Source organism: Congregibacter sp., from assembly GCF_047617445.1.
GTDB lineage: Bacteria > Pseudomonadota > Gammaproteobacteria > Pseudomonadales > Halieaceae > Congregibacter.
The window spans coordinates 1-18,252 of record NZ_JBLGBE010000067.1; the positions used below are offsets into that span (position 1 = coordinate 1).

Here is an 18,252-nt window from a genome sequence, read left to right on the forward strand (position 1 = left end):
TTCCCCGGATCTGGCGGGAACTCCATCACAGCGATTTGCGACTTCCCCAATTCCTCTAGCCAGTGGGCATTCCCAAAGCGGTACGCCACGATAATTCTGGCGGCGACACCTATTTTTTGAAATTGCTGTAATTTGGCCACCTGAGCGCTTCCAAGCGAACCACACTCAACCACCAATACATCGTTCTGTTCCAAGGTGTCAAAGGCCTCAGCATCGATATCGGCCAGCTCTGTTCGCGCCAGATGTGCACTCACGTTACTGACACAACCCTGGTGCTTGTCCAGCCAATCGCACAACGCCACACCAAGGAACACCGCCCTAGGCTTTACCGGCGAATCTGCACTCCGGTTACGGAGGCCTCTTTGACGCAGCAACATCTCCAGCGTCTTACGCTCGGAGCTTGCTATCTCACCGATGCGCGCGCCGTCACCCTTCAATGATGCTATCAACTGCAGATGCTCGAGATCCGATTGTGTGTACTGTCGCCGACCCGTTGGCGACTTGTGGCTTGCTCCCAGCCCGTAGCGACGCTCCCAGACCCGCAGCGTGTCGGGCTTCAATCCAGTGAGACGAGCCACGGTTCCGATGCCGTAGAGTGGACGAGGTTCAAATAATGCTGCGTTCATAACTCCGATCTCATGTGGTGTCAGGGTAGTTACGCGACAAAATCCTTAGCAGATCTCGCCACCATCGATAGGTGTCTATGTTTTGTCACAGCAAAACCCAGACAATTGCTCAATCGAGGTATCCAAATCGCGACAAACTCCCGTATATCTAGTCAACAAGTTATGGAGTACGACTAGTGGAATCGCTTACCGTAGAAACCGAAGACCGTGATCTTGATCGCCTGTTCTCTGAGGCCCGTCGATACCCTTTGCTTACTAGTGAGCAGGAAAAGTCCATCGACGGTGACAAGTGGCTCGCCGTAAAGTCACTTCAGCGACTCCTTACCCGAGACGGTACGGCTTTGCATTATCTGCGTGCCTGGAGCAGCAACACGGCGCTGACGCCTCTGGACATCGCATACTTCACGAACAGAGAGCATCACTTCATTCTCCGAAGGGAGCTTGCCAGCTACATGCCCGATGGCAAGCAGGCTGGCCTTATGGAGGCACTGCACAGCGCGCTACAAAAGAAACGTGCACCTCGCACACTTGATCAGAGAATCCGTGAACTGGAACTCCCAGCGAGCTTGACTGTGGGGATTGCGGTCGTGGTTTTACGACTTGATGGTGTGAAGCTTCAAGACAGCGTCGCAGACGCCCTGCAGCAATGGTCTACCTACTGGGCGCAAACTGAGAAGCGGCCTACCGAGCCTCTAGACCCGCAGCTCCGCGAGGAGTTGCTTGCCTATCTCGAGCGTTATTCCGACGCCCGAGACACGCTGACCATGCACAACTTACGGCTCGTGTACTCCATCGCAGGACGCTATCGCGGCAAAGGTGTGAACTATCTAGACTTGATTCAGGAAGGCACCCTGGGTTTGATTCGGGCCGCCGAGAAATATGACCACAGCAAAGGCTTCCGCTTCAGCACCTACTGTTTTAACTGGATAACCCAGGCCATACGGCGACATGTAGGCGACACCGGAGGCTTGATACGCTATCCCACCCATGTCCAGGAACAGGTTAACAAACTGTACCGATTGCGCATTACTGAGAAGCAGCGCACGGGTGAGGAGCCCGGGGATGCCGCATTGGCCGAGGCTGCTGGCCTGTCGCTGGAAAAAACCCGTGATCTTCTGCAGTTGCGAAATCTGGGCGTCTCATTAGATGCACCCCAGTACGATGACGCTGACGGCACGCTGCTGGACAGCATGAGTGGAGGGCCGTTTGGCGCATCCGAAGCAGAAGCTGAAACAGAATCTTTACACGATCGACTGCTGATAGAGATGCAAGGGCTGGACCAAGCCGAACGGGAAGTCGTGATTGCTCGTTGGGGTTTACATGATGGCCCGCCTCTGACTCGTGCAGAGATTGCCGATCGGATGTCGGTAAGTCGCGAATGGGTGCGGCAACTAGAGCGTGCGGCGTTGACCAAGCTCAGTGGTAACGAGCGGATTCGGGCTGCATTCTCTGACTACATAGACGCCGGTGGTTGATATCTGGATCTTTTGTTAGGGGCTATGGTGGAACTACGATGGAACCACCATGGAGCCACGAAGGCGCCAGTAGCTAAGGGCTCGGCGCCTCAATTCGTTCCAAGGCCGAGGCCAATCCCGGCAGCGCAAACTCAAAGCCTGCCGCGGCAAGGGCTGCAGGGAGGACACGCTGCCCGGTTAGAAGAAGCTCATCAGCCATTTCGCCGACCATCGCGCGCATTACAAATCCCGGCATAGGTATCGCCAAAAACGTACGATGTACTTGTCGCATCGCATGACAAAAATCACGACTCGTTACCGGATTCGGTGCGGTGACGTTTACTGGCCCCGTCAGCTTAGGACTCTCCAAAGCAAAACAGAAAGCCGACACAGCATCCTGACGGTGCACCCAGCTCAGCCATTGCTGCCCATCGCCCATCCAATTGGCCACTCCCATACGAAATGGCTGAGCCATCTGAGGATAGGCCCCACCATCCACATCCAGGACCACTCCCAGACGCATAAGACATAGACGAGCACTTCCAGCAGCCTCAGTGGCCGCGGCCTCCCAGTCTCGACAGAGCGATGCGGCAAAACCCTCGCCGGATGACGAACCCTCAGCCAACGCTTCATCAGTACGCGGGCCGTAAAAACCGATCGCACTGGCGTTAAGCCAAACAGATGGCTGGACATCGGCACTGTGAAAATAATCACCCAGGGCGCGGGTTAGGTCCACACGGCTGGCGACTATCTCCTGCTTGTAGGCCGTGCTCCAGCGTTTATCGGCCAGCGAGGCCCCCGCTAGATTGATTACCGCGTCGATATTGCTGTTCAACGCTGCGAGTTCCTGCACGTAGTCCACGCCCGCAATGGGATGATCACAGCGGCGAGTCAACACGCTAATATCATGCCCTCGATCCTGCAGCGCAGGAATAAGCGCCTTGCCGATAAAACCCGTGCCGCCTGTGACTAAAATATTCATATAACAATCCTTTAACATCTCTAGTGGTACATACCCTGCCAGCTTCAATTCAGATCAAAAGTTAGGCAGACGATCCGAGAGCGCTCGACGCAACGTATAGTGCCACGATGAATGGTAAATCTCTTTCAGACTCCGACCGAAAAATCGTGGACGCGATCGTTGATGCATCACCAGCTTTAGTGCTATCGGGCGCAGGGATTAGCGTAGCGACGGGCATTCCAACTTATCGGGACGAGACTGGCAACTGGCTGCGCAGCGACCCTATAACTCATCAGGAATTCGTCCGAGACCCACAACAACGACAACGCTACTGGGGTCGATCCTTACTAGGGTGGCCTGCCGTACGCGACGCGCGCCCCTCCGCCGCGCATCTAATCTTGGCTCACATGGAAAGGCTCGGGGCCATCACACATGTCGTGACCCAAAATGTAGACCGCCTGCATCAAAGAGCAGGGAGCGCCAAGGTGACGGATCTTCACGGACGCCTCGACCGCGTGATTTGTCTGGATTGCAAACAATCATTGAGTCGCGATCAACTCCAAGGTGAACTGGAGCGCCTAAACCCGGGAATCACACGTGGCACCGTGTCAGCAAGACCCGATGGCGACGCAGATATGCCCGACAGTATCGTCGATAGCGTGACCGTACCGGTCTGTAAACAATGCGGCGGCACACTGATGCCCGACGTGGTGTTTTTTGGAGGAAGCATTCCCGGTGAACGCGTACATGAGGGGCAGCTAGCCCTGGAGCGCGCGCGCAGCCTGCTGGTCATTGGTAGTTCATTGCAGGTTTATTCCGGATATCGTTTTTGTAAGTGGGCGCTGCAAAGCGACAAACCTATCTTTCTTATTAACCCAGGGCGCACTCGGGCCGACGACATTGCAACTAAGTGGCGCATCGGTGCTGACAGGGGTCTGAGCGCAATACTCGAACGCAGCAGAGACCACATAGCGGAGCAAGGAAACAACTCATATGACTGACACCGTCATTTTATGGTTCCGGCAAGACCTGAGACTCAACGACCTCCCAGCGCTGCAAGCCGCAAGTCGAGACGGTCAACAGGTTTTGCCGATTTACATTCTGGATGAAGACGCCCCCGGGGAATGGTCCATGGGAGGCGCGAGTCGCTGGTGGCTCCACCACAGCTTGACGGCACTTGGCGCCGACATCCGATCGCTGGGCGGGAAATTAATTTTTCGTCGGGGAAACGCCTTGTCGATCCTTCGTGAAGTCTGTGAAGCTAACAACGCTCAAACCGTTTACTGCAGTCGCCGTTACGAACCCTGGGCTAGCCAGGAAGAAGAGACACTGCATGGCGCTCTGGGCAGCGATGGCATTAAATTTAAGCGTTTCCCCGGATCGCTGCTTCACGAACCCGGGAGTGTCCTGACTCAGGGCGGCGGTCCCTTTAAGGTTTTCACACCCTTTTGGCGTGCCTGCCGACGTGTCGAGAGCGCCCCACCGGTAGCAAAGTCTCAAAGCAGTTGGTCGGACTATGCTCAAAGTGATGCTCTTTCGCAGTGGCAATTACTTCCCGAGAACCCCGACTGGGCAGGGTCCTGGCTAGATCATTGGACACCCGGTGAAAGCGGTGCTCAAGAACGCTTGCATGCATTCCTGGATGACGCCGTGTCACGCTATGCCGATGAGCGCGATCTCCCCGCGGTAGATGCCACGTCTCGAATGTCCGCTCATCTGCACCATGGTGAAATTTCTCCACGACAGATCTGGGCGATGTGCGAACAGAAAAAGCTTGAGCTTCCTCATTCAGATACGGCCGTTAACAAATTTCAGGCGGAGATTGGTTGGCGGGAATTCTCTTATCATCTACTGCATTTCTTCCCGGAGATACCGGACAGTCCCTTTAAAAAGAACTTTAGGGGCTTTCCCTGGCAGGCTGACGACAAGCGCCTTGGTGCCTGGCAACAGGGACAGACTGGATATCCCATTGTAGATGCGGGTATGCGAGAGCTTTGGGCGACCGGCATTATGCACAATCGTGTGCGCATGGTCGTAGCGTCATTCCTTTGCAAGCATCTTCTGCAACACTGGCGCCATGGGGAGGACTGGTTTTGGGACACATTGGTAGACGCTGATCTGGCCAGCAATGGCTGTAGTTGGCAATGGGTTGCTGGTAGTGGAGCCGATGCGGCACCTTACTTTCGCATATTCAATCCAGTCACTCAGGGCGAGAAGTTCGATAAACAGGGCATGTATGTGCGTCGCTGGGTGCCGGAGATCGCTGGTCTTCCCAACAAGTATCTGCACAAGCCCTGGGAGGCACCGGACGGAGTTCTCGATGAGGCCGGCATTACACTTGGCGAAGATTACCCACAACCAATCGTGGATCATCGAGAAGCTCGGCAGGCTGCACTGGACGCCTATGAGCAAATTAGGCTATCAGCCGCCACGTCGTCGTAAACGGATAAGTTGCGCAATGATTGACACAGCTATCTCTGGCGGCGTTTTACTTCCAATATCCAAGCCCACCGGTGCATGCAGGCGATCTATACAGTTCTGCGGCACGCCCAAAGCGCTTAAGCGTTCCTTACGCTGCTCTGTGGTACGCACAGAGCCCAGGGCGCCCACGTACCACGCCTTGGACTCGAGAGCCTCCATTAGCGCCATATCATCGATGCGAGGATCATGAGTCAAGGTGATTACCACCGACTCCGGATCATCCGCATGGGCACGGACGGCGTCATCCGGCATATCAGATAGCAGAGGCAACGCCGGGCCCCGCCATCCTGCTCGAGCGTCATCTCTGGGGTCACAGACGAGCACATCGTAATCAAGTCCCAGCGCTAGCTCGGCTACGCTTGCGGCCAGTTGACCCGCGCCAATGAGTAGCATTCGTTGCCTGGGCCCAAAACTCTGGGTGAGCCGTGATTCACCAAAATCGAGCTCGCAATACCGCGGCGCTTGTCTCACGGTGGTGTCGCCGGAGAGACGATCTACAAGGCGCTGAGACACCTTGCGCGCATCCAGGCTATTGCGTATGGCCTCCAGCCAAACCAAATCCTTTTCTGAACTCAAGGACTGCAAAAATACCGTCAGGTGTCCACCGCAGGGCAGACCCAAGCGCGCGTTCTCTTCCGCGGATACGCCATATTGGAGAACCTGCGGAGCGCCGTCAGAGAACTCTCCTTGAACCAAACTTGCCAGCAGCTCTTCTTCCACGCAGCCGCCAGAAAGCGAACCTACCTGCGAGCTCGGGGGTAGAAACAGCGCTAGAGAGCCCGGTGGTCGAGGAGAAGAGCCATGCACTGCGACCACGGTGGCCAGCCAGCATTCCTGGCCAGCTCGCACTGCTTGGAGTGCTGCGCTTAGTACGGCGTAATCTTGGGTCTGCATGTCCCTACACCCGCGTGGAAACGCGCTCAAAAAGACTTCGATTGTCCGCAATAATGCGCTGGGTAACTTCGGCCTCCGGCTCGCGAGACCAGTCCCCCAGCTCGAAAGAACCGCCTAGTAGGATTTCGCCTTTACGCGGGAACATATACGTCACATCGCTACCGCCACCCACGGTAAGGTAATCGACGGCAGGATCCGGCGGCAGGAAAACCAGCTGACCCTTTGCTGGCTGCATTTCGTCATCCCCAAACAGCGCTTTTGCGCCGAGACCCGTACAGTTAAAAATAGTCGTCTCTGGAAGGGCTAACACCATGGAGATATCCTTAAAGTCTCGCGCTACCATCTTCCCGCCCGCGACAAAAAAGTCACTGCGGACTCTGCGTAAGAACATCGCGGGCTCAACGAGCATCGTTACCGTCTGCGTAACATACCGTGAGGGAAACGGGTGCTGTCCGGGCTCAAGATTGACGACCGACGTGAAGAGTTCAGGCATCTCACGAAGGTAGTAACCACCCTCCTGCGGCTCATCCGACAGATAATAGTTTTCTTTGAAGCTGACTCCGTAATCCGCGCCCACCAAGTTTTGATACGCATGATGCGCGATGCGCGATGCGTACTTGTACTGCGCAACAAACGCGTCACTGGCAACATCTTCATCAAAAACCGAGGTCGGCGCCCATTGTCCCGCGCCCACATTGGACACACTGTGTCGCGAGGGGGCCCGCGTATAAATCGTTACATTCCAACCCGCGTCTTGTAGCAGACGCGCCGTGGTGAGCCCCATGATCCCCGCTCCGATAACGGCCGCATCGCCCACCGGTAAGCTCGTGGCTTGCTGGACTGCGAGTGCTGAGGATCCCCAGGAGAGGGAAATGCCACCGCCGCCGTGTCCATAGTTATGAATAATTTCTTTCTTGTCGTAAGTCTCACGCTTTACTACAAACCCTGAGGGTCGAAAGGGTCGATGTCCCACAATGACTCGCAAGATGCGATCCTCGGAAATTCGCGGTGCCACAAAAGGCTGGCGCGAAAAGGGCCGCGCGTAAGAACTGAGGCCGTTCGCCCCCCCGCCACCGCTTGTGCAAGCGCCCAGTGAAGCGAGCACGGGTAGAGCCGATGCCGCTCCGAGTGCACGCAGCATTCGACGTTTACTTAAATCGTGGTCTTCAGTCATGGTCAAGAGCTCGAGGTTATTTCAGCCTGGTAACGAGTAGTGACGGTCGCGTGTATATCAAAACGAAGTGCATCAGAACCCAGGCTCAATGTGCAGAATCGTCAGCCGCAAATCTATGGGCCGCCAGCGTCTCGTCTACAAAACGACGCCAGACTGGATTGTCGTCGAATTTGGCCTCATCCCATACCGCATACAGATCCTTTCGCGCCTCGGCCTCAGGCACCTCTGCACGAATAACTCTATACAAATAGGTAAATGCAGAGGCACGGAAGTTGGCAAAACAATGCACCAAAGTCTTACGGCCTTTTCGCGCGTCCATCATGGCAAAGAATAGATCAAGATCACGCGCGGTTGGCGCACTCCACAGCACAGGAATATTGACATAGCTGATGCCCGCCGCGGCTACCGCGAAAGGCTCTTCTGCATTGCGCTCCGGATCGGCTACTGCGAGATTGATAATCAGCTCTACGTTTTCCGATTGTAGCGTTGGAATGTGCCGAGGATAAATTTGGCCTGCCGTCAGCAGGTCATCAGACACACGGTGAAAATTACTCACCTCCTCCAGTACCCCCTGTTCCAGCGCCACAGTTGGTGTCACCCATAGCGTGAAAATCGAAACTAAAAACAGACAAAGCTTCATGGTAACTACGTCTCTGGGTCATTGTGCTTCAAGCCTATAGCAAAGCATATCGCTTCGCGAACGGATAGCTCCCCATTATCTGAGTCCTGAATTATCTGAACACAAGCAAACATCGTATCGGACTACGGGAGATTTCCGCAGCCGAAACTATCGTCTAGAAATCATCGTCTATAGGCCATGCCATGCGTCATCAGCGCTGATCCCAACGGTGACCCCGATGCTTACGAGCGTTACCTTGCCTTAATGTCTGCCGGCGTGGTGGGCGCAGAGAGTATTGGAGGCGTCAACTACTTCCAGAACGCTATCGACACCGAGACCACGGGTTTTGATCTGGTCGCAAACTACGCGATGCTGTGGGATGGCGAGCGTTCCACAGATCTATCTCTGGCCTTGAACTACCACGAACAGGAAGTCGTTGCCGACACCTTGGGCGTACTGAATGCCGAGGATAAATTCGATCTTGAAAACCAGCTGCCGAATCTGCGCTGGAATGCCATTGCATTCCATACAGCCGGAGATTTCAGCATCATGGCGCGGGCCAGGTACTTTGGCGAAAGCGAGGACTCAGATAACACGTCACCGCTATCGGTCCAGACCTACGACCCCGCGATCTTTCTCGATTTAGAAGGTTCCTTGCAGATCAATGACATGCTGCGCGCCAGCATCGGTGGTCGTAACATCTTTGATGAGTATCCAGACAAGGTCGATCGTATTGCCAGTAATAACGATTACTGCTGCGGTCGTGTCTACGCGTCCACCTCAGTGGTCGACTGGCAGGGCGGATACTATTACCTGAGGCTTCGCGCTGACTTCTAGTTGCAGAGCCTCGGGCCCTTTGGCCCACCAAGGCTTCAGTTTTATGGGCGCTCTAGGGCGTCCTTTTTTGTTTGTTCTAAACGCACATCTTCTTACGAACAGCTCGACGCATATGTGTCCGGCGCTGCTAAACCTTATAGCATTGCCGCTTTGGTGCACAAATTGCGTTCAAGCGCACAATCATAGTGCCCAAAAACTCTAATCCCCCTGCTCTCCCGGTCCTTGCTATCCGTCAATACAGGACACACAAATAATGCCGCGCGCATAGACGCTACCGGTATGGGGCGTCGGCGAAGAACTTGAAAAAACGTCTCGGCGCGGGGTCCCAGTGGCGCGTTTTTTGCTTCTAACTGCACTGTGCTGAACAGCGATTCTTGAGACGGCAAACACTGCCTATAGGTTCTCTGGTGGCATGAGCATACAACTGATGACGGAGTAAACACCGGGCGCCTGCAAGGCGCACCTGTAACGCCAGCATCAGCATCTTACTTAACGAGGAAGCAAGGAGTGGTGCTCACGGACATGCTGTTGTTTCTAACGGTAATGAGTGGTGCAGGTATCGTCGCTGGCATGACCGCCGGGCTTTTTGGTGTCGGCGGCGGATTCGTTGTAGTGCCTGCATTACTCGCCGTGTTTCCGTTTTTAGGGGACCAAAGCGAGGACCTGATGCTCGTTGCGGTGGGCACCTCACTAGCTACCATCGTTGTCTCCTCAGCGCGCTCAGTACACGCCCACAGCAAGCGCGGGGCCGTGGACTTCCAGCTTCTGCGCGACTGGGCGATATGGGTGGTAGTCGGCGTCGGCGTCGGCATCTGGATAGCCTCCGTCAGTAACAGCCAGCGGCTGATTTTGGTGTTTGCTATTGGCGTATTGGTTTACTCCATCTACTTTCTGTTCCCCCGGATATTCGACCGCTATCACGGGCGTTTCTCACTACCAACGGGCCCGGGAAAGGCTCTACTGGCCAGTGGGCTCGGGGGCGTTTCGGCATTGCTGGGTATTGGTGGAGGCACGGTGATGGTGCTCGCCATGGTGTTGTGCAATCGCCCCATCCACCAGGCTGTTGCAACCGCGTCGGGAGTCGGTTTTCTTATCGGCGTACCCGGAATGATCGGCTTTATGGTAATGGGGCTCGACGCAGAGAACCTTCCTGTGGGCTCAATCGGCTACATTAATATTCCTGCTCTACTGGCAATCGCGGTATTTTCTATCTTTACTGCGCCTATTGGGGCTCGCTTAGCGCATAGTCTGGATGGCGCACGGTTGAAACAAATTTTTGGCATATACCTCGTGATCGTATCGGTCTCGATGTTTTTGAAAGCCTGATTTACCCTCAGGCAATGCGCTTGTTGCGCAGCGTGACAAAGATCACGATGAATTAAACACACAGTGACTTGGGAGAAAGCTATGACGATAGATTTTAATCGAAGGGGTTTCCTTGTTGGAGCAGCGGGTGTTGCAGCCGCTGCGTCGGTGCTGCGCCCGAGTCTTGGCTGGGCTAAAGACGCTACAAGAGTGACACGGCTGACGCCCTTCTATGGCCCCGCCCCAGGCATAGCCAAGCTCAACGCCAACGAAAACCCGTATGGACCGAGTAAAAAGGCATTAGCAGCAATTCAAGAGGCGAGCCTCAGTGGCTCCTATTACGCCAGCGAGTCGGCCATGGCCCTGCGCGCGATGATCGCGGAGCGCAACGGCGTAGATCCCGAATTTGTTGCCATAAGCAGCGGCTCCAGTGGCGTTTTGGCGGCCACCGCAATCAATGCGGCGCAGACCGGAAACATACTCGGCCCGGATCTTTTCTGGGACACAACCTCCATGGCTGTGGAGCAACAGGCTATCGCTAAGATCGTTCGCCTGCCTAAAGACTCCGGGCTGGAAATCGATCTGGACGCCATGTACGCGGCTATTGATGATTCCATATCCATGGTTCAGGTTGTGAACCCTAACAATCCGACGGGCCTACTCACCGACCCGGTAGCACTCAAAGCTTTTTGTATCAAAGCAGCGAAAAAGGCCACGGTACTGGTGGACGAAGCGTACAACGAAGTTACCGATGCCCCAGAGAGCAACACCATGGTCGGCCTCGTGAGAGACGGTCACGATGTCATCGTGGCTCGCACTTTCTCGAAAATCTACGGTCTGGCAGGAATGCGCATCGGCTACATCATTGCCGCACCAGAGACCATCGAGAGTATCGGTAAGTACGGTATCGGAAGTTACGGCCTCAACCAGGCAGGCCTTGCCGCTGCTATTGCCAGTTACGAAGACGCTGAATTTATGGACGCCTCGCGAGCCAAGATCCGTGAAGCGCGGGAGATGGTGTACTCGGCGCTCAAGGAAAACGGCCTCACCGGCCTGCCCTCGCAAACAAACTTCATCTTCGCCGACCTTGGCTCGCTTAATGCTCAGACCTTCCGAGAAGGTATGGAGAAGGAGAACGTGCTAATCAGAGGTATCTACCGCGATTACACAAACTGGTCTCGCGTGAGCATGGGTCGCCTGGAACACGTCCAGATGTACGTCGATGCGCTACCGAAGGTGCTTTCACGGCTCTCCTGATTCCCCCGGGAGTTAGGCAGTGCAGCTAAAGCGACCTGCTGGCTAAACAAAAAGGGGTTGTCATATTTGACAGCCCCTTTTTTATTCAAGCCTTTCTCTGAGCGATTATCGCCGGCAGAGCATGGCCTTCGTGCTTACTTCAAACACGGGGAGTCACGTCGGAATCGAACCGGCGTTGACGGATTTGCAATGCGAACCTACCTTGTCATTAATTGTCAAGTATATGATTTTATTGATAAAATAATAAGATGGCTGCACATCACTGACATATTTTTACAATAGCATTAGGCACATATTGCGCACACACGTCACCTGAACCTACGTCCGCCCAACTAACCGGAAACGACCTATGGTCCTGATCCAAGCCTTTGCATATGGATCGCAAAAAACTCCACTCAGATAACTTATAGTGGTTTCAATTTCCTGTTCGACGACACTCTCGCTAGTGTATGCAAACACCTCGAAATCGCTCTCGAAAAGACAAATTATTCCTAGGTAAAGCCGGTGGAGCCTGAGTTTTTCGGCAAGAGTAAGCGATTCAGGATCGATCATTGATTTTTTGATAACAGATGAAACATCTGACCCGATAAAGCTTTTCTGCCAATCCAACCAGTTGCTCCAGCTTTGTGATACCGCTTGCTACGTCGCAAGGGAGTTAGCCTGTCTCACTTCGTAACCCAGAAGGAAAATGCCTACAATTGCGACGAGCGCTGACTCAAGCGTTAAAATTTCCTGCAAAAAAAACGGGCGCCCCAAGGACGCCCGGCCCCAAATCAACAGGGCTTAAAAACGAACGTTCAACTCAACCCCGAAGGTCCTCGGCGCACCAAGCGACGCGACCTCGTCGGCGAAGAAGTTGATCACAAAAACTCGGTAGTCTTCATCGAGGATGTTCTTGCCGTAAGCCGACACAGTGACATCTTGGTTGATGTAATAGGAAAAGCGGCCGTCCAACAGCCCGTAGGCCGCCTGCTCCGTGATGTTGTCCGGATCCCAGTTAAAGTCGCCCTGATAGGCGTAGTTCAGATACAGGCTTAATGCGTCCGCGCGCCCTGCCATGTCCATGGAATAGTCTAAGCCAACATTGTAGGTGTAATCTGGCGTTCTCTGCAGGCGACCGCCCGAGTTGTCATTGCCGAGGCTGTCGACGAAGTTCACATACTCCGTATCCATATAATTGCCGCCGGCAAATAGTCGCAAAGAAGACGTCACAGCAAGCTGCATTTCGACCTCAAGACCCATGATCTCGGCATCCGAGGCGTTGTCAGTAATGTTGCACAAACAGTCGGCGTTGGTTTGCGTAACCTGCAGGTCCTCGTAGTCCATGTAATACAGAGCGGCGTTCACCCGCGCGCGATCATCCCAAAAGTCGACCTTGGCACCCAGCTCGTAGCTGATGACCGTTTCCGGATCAAAGGAGAGCGTTGCCGCCACTGCATTTGACGGCGTGTCTTCAAATCCGCCGCCCTTGAACGCCTTGGCCACGTTGATATAGGCCATAAAGCCTTCACCCGGGTTGTATTCGAGAATGGCCTGCGGCGTGAACTCGCTCCAGGTTTCCCCATAGCTGGCGGTGTAACCGCCGCCCAGGGCATAGCTCGGGCTGAGCGGCGTCAGCGGCGTCGTGCTGCCAGGGTTAAAGAAGTCTCCGGTCGCCGTCGAGAGGCCACGCACTCTGCCATCCTTTTCGTCCTCGGTGTAGCGACCACCGACAGTTAGCTTGAGCTGGTCGGTAATTGCAAAGCCCACCTGTCCGAATACCGCCAGGGTATCCGTACCGCCATCGTTGAACCAGCGGGACTCTCCCGACAGCGTCTCGGCAAAAATCGGTACGGAGAAAACCACGGGCTGCGAGTGCGCATTAAAAATATCGTTTTTCTGCACTTCTTGCGTCAGGTAATAGCCACCAACCAACCAGTCAATGCGCTTATCAGGGTTAAAATAGGAAAGGTTCACCTCCTGGCTGAACTGCTCAAAGTCCTCGTCCTCCGCCACAATACTGTCAAACAGCAGTGGCACGCTCATATCAGCAAGGTTGTAAGGATTTCGCGGGTCAATGCCGGTCTGGGAATACAAACTGCCGGATGAGCCACTCCGGTAACCTGTCACGCTCACCAGATTCATATAATCCCCCAGCCCTTTCTCTATGTTCAGGCTCACAGACCAGTTTTCACGATCCAGAAATTGGGAGGTCGGTTCCGTATCGCCCACAAAAGTAGGATGCGTGGACAGGCTCTCCGTGCGACTCAGGCCGCCCCGAGCGTTTGCCACCACCGTTCGGCCGCTACTGAAGGACTTGAGTCCGGCAAAGTCGGGATTGATGTTTTCGCCGATGCGGTGGATGCCGTTGCTGTCGTCCTTTGCATACTCAAAGACCAGCCGCGCCGAAAGGTCCTGCTCCGGGGGCTCATAGAGGAATTGCGCGCGAAGCTGTGTGGAACTTTTGTTCTCCAGGTCTCGATCGTTGAGAATATCCCGGAAGTAGCCGTCGCGCTCCTGGGTCTGAAATGACAGCCGTCCAGACAGCGAGTCGGTGAGCGGACCCGTAATATGCCCGAAAATCTTCTGATCGTTGTACTCACCGTAGGAAGCCGATATCTCACCGCCCCACTCCCGTTCCGGGGCCGCGGTAACAATACTCAGGGCACCACCCACAACGCCCTTACCTAGCAATACGCCCTGAGGACCTCTGATAATCTCCACACGCTCTATGTCATAGAAGTCGGTATTCAGCTGGCCGGTTCGGCCCACGTAGACGTTATCTACGAACACGCCAATTGAAGGGTCAGCGGTGGGCGAATCAATGCGCACGCTGACGACACCACGGATATTCAGCTCCTGATCCAGTGGTGAGCCTTCGGTAAAGGTCACGCTGGCAGAGCTGCGAGCCAGATCAGCGTAGGAGAGAACATTTCCCGCTCTGAGGGTGGTACCGGTTACCGCGGTTACGGCAATCGGCGAGTCCTGGAGACCCCGCTCCCGGCGCTGCGCCGTAACGACAACCTCTTCCAGCGCAAAACCCGATTCGCTCTGGGCCATGGCGGTATTTGTCATCGCAGAGCAGGCCGCGATCACGGCGCTGGCCAGAGCGGTGCGTCGGCAAGGCATACGGTGAGAAACAGAGACAGGAGAATTGAAAAGACGACGATCGTCTTGCATGGTGTTTACCTCTAATTATTTATTATGGTTAAAGCTAATTATTGGTTTGCAAATTGAAACCTGTCAAGGGAATTCAGCCAAGAATTAATAACATTGGATTGTTCGCAAGCTTTCCATACGACAACCGGGCGAGTACAAGCAGGACCTCAAAAGTTTAAAAATCCGCGAATAGCCTCTTAAATCACAATATATTGCATAAAAAGACCGCTTTTTCCCGGCAAGGGGCTCAGGCGGGCAAAGCAGGCGGCTGGACTTGCTCTTGGAGAGGTAACAAAGTAGATTTCAATTTAAAACTATAAGGAGATACAGCATGGCCACGAAGATCGACTCCGTGAGACAACTCATCGCCTGCTGGGAGCGCCGCGATATCGATGCGGTGCTGAATTGCCTCAGCGATGACATCGAGTATTACTGGCACATCAGCTCCCGCCCGGTTCGGGGCAAGAAGACGATGCGCAAGTTCCTCAACAATTACTCCGGTAACTATGAGCAGAAACGCTGGGATATCTTCAATTATGCGGAGAATGGTGATCTTCTGCTGCTTGAGGGTCATGAGGAGCTTTGGGATAACGAGCATCAGCGCACGATCCAGCAGCCCTTTATGCAGGCCTTTGAGTTTCGCGATGGACTGATTTCACACTGGCGCGATTACTACGAGCCTGAAAATCTGGCGCTCCCTGGAAGTGCTAAAGCCGAACCCCAGACCGGCAACTAACACCCCCAAACTATTACCGTGGAGGCTTCCGGCATGGCAGCACAGCACATTGAGACAATGCACAAACTCATCGGCGCCAGTATTGAGCAGGATAAGCAGAAATTTCTTAGCTTCTTTGCGCCGGACGTGGAATACATCCTGCACACCAGTGCCCGCCCACTCCAGGGTCTGGCCTGGCTCGAGCGGTTTCTCGATAAATACTTCGCAGACATGACCGACGTAATCTGGCGTGTCGATCGCTGGGCCCAAAACGGTAACAAACTACTCGTCGAGGGCTATGAGGAATATCGTGAGCGCGCCAGCGGCAAGCGTGTGGGGCATCCCTACATGGGCATTGTCGAGTTCAACGACCGCGGTGAAATCACTGCAATGCGTGACTACTTCGAGATGAACGGCAAGCCTCTGGATGAGTGAAACCACGTCCGCCTCACGTCCCTACCGGGTGATCCAGTGGGCTACCGGGGCCATGGGCAAGACCTGTTTGCGCTCTGTGATTGATCACCCGGACCTAGAACTTGTGGGTCTGTATGTCTACAGCGACAGCAAGGCAGGACGCGACGCGGGGGAGATTGCCCGACGCGATCCAACCGGCGTTATCGCAACCAGTTGCATAGACGAAATTCTCGCACTGGATGCCGACGTCGTATTGCACTGCCCACTACTCCAATTCCCCTACGATGCTCATGATGACGATGTCTGTCGTTTACTCGAATCCGGGAAGAATGTGATTTCCATTAACAACTACTTTCATCCGGCCAGTCTCGGGGAGTCCTATGCCAGGCGTCTCACCGAATGCTGCATCCGTGGTGGCAGCACACTGGCAGGTACAGGTATTAATCCGGGGCTGATTGCCGAACGCTTCGTGCCCGTGATCTCGGGCATGTCTACCGAACTGGATAGCATTCTGTGTCGCGAGGTTTATGACTGCCTCGACATGCCCAACGCAAACTATGTCTTTGGCGTCATGGGTATGGGCGCGCGTCCGCAGGATGTGGATCTAGAGAATGGCAGCCTCGCCACGCTGTTTACAGCAATGTACCGCCAATGCGTCGGGGCCCTTGCGGAACGTCTGGAGCTACAACTGACCGAACTGCAAAGCGACCATCAGGTCACTCTGGCAACACAAGACATCGAAGCACGCGCCGGAATTGTTCGCGCGGGAACAATCGCCGCGACCAACTGGCAAATCCACGGCCTCATCGGCGACCGACGCGTTATTACGCACTCGGTTAACTGGGTCATGGGCCGGGAAGTGCCCGGCTATAAACAATTCAGCCACTGGGAAATCTCCGTGCGCGGAAAACCCGGCATCGATATCAAAATGGACCTGGTGGAACCGGAGAACACCGGCGTGAAAACCACCGCGGTTCAATACGGGGTGGCCGGCATGGTGACTCAGGCGATCGGGCACGTTTTGTCAGCGCCTCCCGGTCTGCTGGCTTTTCCAAGCGCGCCGCACTACACCCCGCGCTTCACACAGCACGCGCATGGATAACAATAACGGTAATCAGGAGTTTTAGCGCATGAGCATCAGTAAAACTGAAAACAGGATGGAGGCGTTTCTTGCCAGAGAAGAGATTCGCGATGTGCTCGCCCGCCAGGCCCGCGGCGTCGACCGCGCTGACGCTGAGCTTCTGAAGTCCTGCTACTACGCGGACGCAATTGAAGAGCACGGACCAAACTACAACGGTTCGGCCCACGCCTATGTAGATGGGGCCGTCGGCCGTATTCGCGAGATGGGCACAATGGCTCACTATCTGTGTAATCAGCACATCGAGCTGGACGGTGAGACCGCATGGGTTGAAGCTTATGTGATTACTTTTGTACGCTTCGCGCGGGGCGGAAGTGACGTGGACACCTTTACCGGTGCGCGCAGTGTGGATCGCTTTGAACGACGTAACGGCGAATGGAAGATCGCTCACCGCAAGCTCGTATTTGACTGGAATCACGATTTACCGTCCAACGAGAACTGGTGCCTAGGCATGTTCAATCCACAGGACCCGAAGATGCGTCACGGCAGTAAAAGCAAGGATGACCTGTCCTACCAACGCTTCTGAACAACACAACAACGTGATAACGGAATAGCTTCAATGACCAAAACAAGTCTGAGTCAGGACCTTTTTAACATTCCCTACCGACCGGTCGACCTGCCCCGGGTCAATGTGGATCTGCAGCGGCGGGAAGACGGCTCACTCATCCTGCGCAGCCTGGATCCGGAACCGGCCTTCGAACCGACCATTATTCGGGCGTTCCTTGCGAACGCCAGCGCCGTGCCGGAGCGGGATTTCCTCGGCGAGCGCGGTGCCGATGGGGAATGGATACGTCTGAGCTTTGCTGAGGCTGCAAAGCGCGTTCGCGCCATCGGGCAGTGGTTACTTGCCCAGGGCCTGGGCCAAGAAACACCGCTGATGATGCTCGCGGGGAACTCGGTGAATCACGCGGTCCTGAGGCTCGGCGCCATGGCCGCGGGAGTGCCCGTATGTCCGGTCAGCCTCAACTACGCCTATATCGGCGGCGACTTTGCCCGACTTCGACATGTGATTGAGCTCGTAAGACCGGCGCTGGTATATGTTGAAGCTGGAGCGGACATAGAACCGGCGCTGACGGCGTTTCCGGGTAGCGTTAGAGTCATCAGCTCTCAGCCCGAAACACTTTCTATCGACGCGCTCGCTCTGGACGATATCGTTGCGACTGTGCCTGGCGATGCCATCGCGCACGCACTCACGCACCCGGACCCGGACGCACACGTGGCCTACATGTTGACCTCCGG

The 18,252-nt window shown here is 55.0% G+C and carries 17 protein-coding genes; 11 read left to right on the forward strand and 6 right to left on the reverse strand.

From position 1 onward, the window contains the following. Positions 1-626, reverse strand: a 626-nt coding sequence (locus ACI9KD_RS13455) for a MerR family transcriptional regulator (RefSeq protein ID WP_414981691.1), incomplete at its 3' end; no start/stop codon positions are given. A gap of 176 nt (positions 627-802) precedes the next feature. On the opposite strand from ACI9KD_RS13455, the gene ACI9KD_RS13460 reads away from it, so the two are divergent. Then, the gene (locus tag ACI9KD_RS13460; protein ID WP_414981692.1) at positions 803-2,101 is read left to right on the forward strand and encodes an RNA polymerase sigma factor RpoD/SigA; all 1,299 of its coding nucleotides are present in this window, start codon (positions 803-805) and stop codon (positions 2,099-2,101) included. A gap of 73 nt (positions 2,102-2,174) precedes the next feature. Here the strand turns inward: ACI9KD_RS13460 and ACI9KD_RS13465 are convergent, their stop codons facing one another. Beyond that, the gene (locus ACI9KD_RS13465; protein WP_414981693.1) at positions 2,175-3,062 is read right to left on the reverse strand and encodes a TIGR01777 family oxidoreductase; all 888 of its coding nucleotides are present in this window, start codon (positions 3,060-3,062) and stop codon (positions 2,175-2,177) included. Between the two features lie 107 nt (positions 3,063-3,169). Between ACI9KD_RS13465 and ACI9KD_RS13470 the strand changes: the two genes are divergently transcribed. Both ACI9KD_RS13470 and ACI9KD_RS13475 read left to right on the forward strand, forming a co-directional pair. Beyond that, positions 3,170-4,042 (forward strand): NAD-dependent protein deacetylase, encoded by an 873-nt coding sequence (locus ACI9KD_RS13470; protein ID WP_414981694.1) that lies wholly within the window; start codon positions 3,170-3,172, stop codon positions 4,040-4,042. Beyond that, positions 4,035-5,483: a cryptochrome/photolyase family protein gene (locus ACI9KD_RS13475; RefSeq protein WP_414981695.1), complete on the forward strand. Its 1,449-nt coding sequence runs from the start codon at positions 4,035-4,037 to the stop codon at positions 5,481-5,483. Before ACI9KD_RS13470 ends, ACI9KD_RS13475 begins: the two co-directional genes overlap by 8 nt. On the opposite strand, the gene ACI9KD_RS13480 is transcribed toward ACI9KD_RS13475, so the two are convergent. The 3 genes from ACI9KD_RS13480 to ACI9KD_RS13490 all read right to left on the reverse strand — a co-directional run bounded on the left by ACI9KD_RS13480 (position 5,463) and on the right by ACI9KD_RS13490 (position 8,230). After that, positions 5,463-6,416 carry an XdhC family protein gene (locus ACI9KD_RS13480; RefSeq protein WP_414981696.1) on the reverse strand — a complete coding sequence of 318 codons (954 nt, stop codon included), beginning with the start codon at positions 6,414-6,416 and terminating at the stop codon, positions 5,463-5,465. The genes ACI9KD_RS13475 and ACI9KD_RS13480 overlap by 21 nt on opposite strands. Positions 6,417-6,420: 4 nt before the next feature. Then, positions 6,421-7,590 carry an FAD-dependent oxidoreductase gene (locus ACI9KD_RS13485; protein ID WP_414981697.1) on the reverse strand — a complete coding sequence of 390 codons (1,170 nt, stop codon included), beginning with the start codon at positions 7,588-7,590 and terminating at the stop codon, positions 6,421-6,423. Positions 7,591-7,675: 85 nt separating this feature from the next. Beyond that, positions 7,676-8,230, reverse strand: coding sequence for a protein tyrosine phosphatase family protein (locus tag ACI9KD_RS13490; protein ID WP_414981698.1), 555 nt, complete (start codon positions 8,228-8,230; stop codon positions 7,676-7,678). A 177-nt stretch (positions 8,231-8,407) separates the two neighbouring features. Between ACI9KD_RS13490 and ACI9KD_RS13495 the strand changes: the two genes are divergently transcribed. From ACI9KD_RS13495 to ACI9KD_RS13505, 3 genes are all read left to right on the forward strand, one after another. Beyond that, positions 8,408-9,046 (forward strand): TonB-dependent receptor domain-containing protein, encoded by a 639-nt coding sequence (locus tag ACI9KD_RS13495; protein WP_414981699.1) that lies wholly within the window; start codon positions 8,408-8,410, stop codon positions 9,044-9,046. Between the two features lie 507 nt (positions 9,047-9,553). Next, positions 9,554-10,372 carry a sulfite exporter TauE/SafE family protein gene (locus ACI9KD_RS13500; RefSeq protein ID WP_414981700.1) on the forward strand — a complete coding sequence of 273 codons (819 nt, stop codon included), beginning with the start codon at positions 9,554-9,556 and terminating at the stop codon, positions 10,370-10,372. An 81-nt stretch (positions 10,373-10,453) separates the two neighbouring features. After that, a complete protein-coding gene (locus tag ACI9KD_RS13505) occupies positions 10,454-11,608 on the forward strand; it encodes a pyridoxal phosphate-dependent aminotransferase (RefSeq protein ID WP_414981701.1) in 1,155 nt (384 codons plus the stop codon). 783 nt (positions 11,609-12,391) lie between these two features. Here the strand turns inward: ACI9KD_RS13505 and ACI9KD_RS13510 are convergent. Beyond that, positions 12,392-14,767 carry a TonB-dependent receptor gene (locus ACI9KD_RS13510; RefSeq protein WP_414981702.1) on the reverse strand — a complete coding sequence of 792 codons (2,376 nt, stop codon included), beginning with the start codon at positions 14,765-14,767 and terminating at the stop codon, positions 12,392-12,394. A gap of 310 nt (positions 14,768-15,077) precedes the next feature. Between ACI9KD_RS13510 and ACI9KD_RS13515 the strand changes: the two genes are divergently transcribed. The 5 genes from ACI9KD_RS13515 to ACI9KD_RS13535 all read left to right on the forward strand — a co-directional run. After that, positions 15,078-15,482, forward strand: coding sequence for a nuclear transport factor 2 family protein (locus ACI9KD_RS13515; RefSeq protein WP_414981703.1), 405 nt, complete (start codon positions 15,078-15,080; stop codon positions 15,480-15,482). Positions 15,483-15,515: 33 nt separating this feature from the next. Next, complete coding sequence (locus ACI9KD_RS13520; RefSeq protein WP_414981704.1) at positions 15,516-15,896, forward strand: nuclear transport factor 2 family protein; 381 nt, start codon at positions 15,516-15,518, stop codon at positions 15,894-15,896. Then, complete coding sequence (locus ACI9KD_RS13525) at positions 15,889-16,977, forward strand: hypothetical protein (RefSeq protein ID WP_414981705.1); 1,089 nt, start codon at positions 15,889-15,891, stop codon at positions 16,975-16,977. Before ACI9KD_RS13520 ends, ACI9KD_RS13525 begins: the two co-directional genes overlap by 8 nt. A 28-nt stretch (positions 16,978-17,005) precedes the next feature. After that, entirely contained in the window at positions 17,006-17,539 is a 534-nt protein-coding gene (locus tag ACI9KD_RS13530; protein WP_414981706.1) for a nuclear transport factor 2 family protein, read from the forward strand. 33 nt (positions 17,540-17,572) lie between these two features. After that, the coding region (locus tag ACI9KD_RS13535) for an AMP-binding protein (RefSeq protein WP_414981707.1) at positions 17,573-18,252 on the forward strand (680 nt) is incomplete at its 3' end.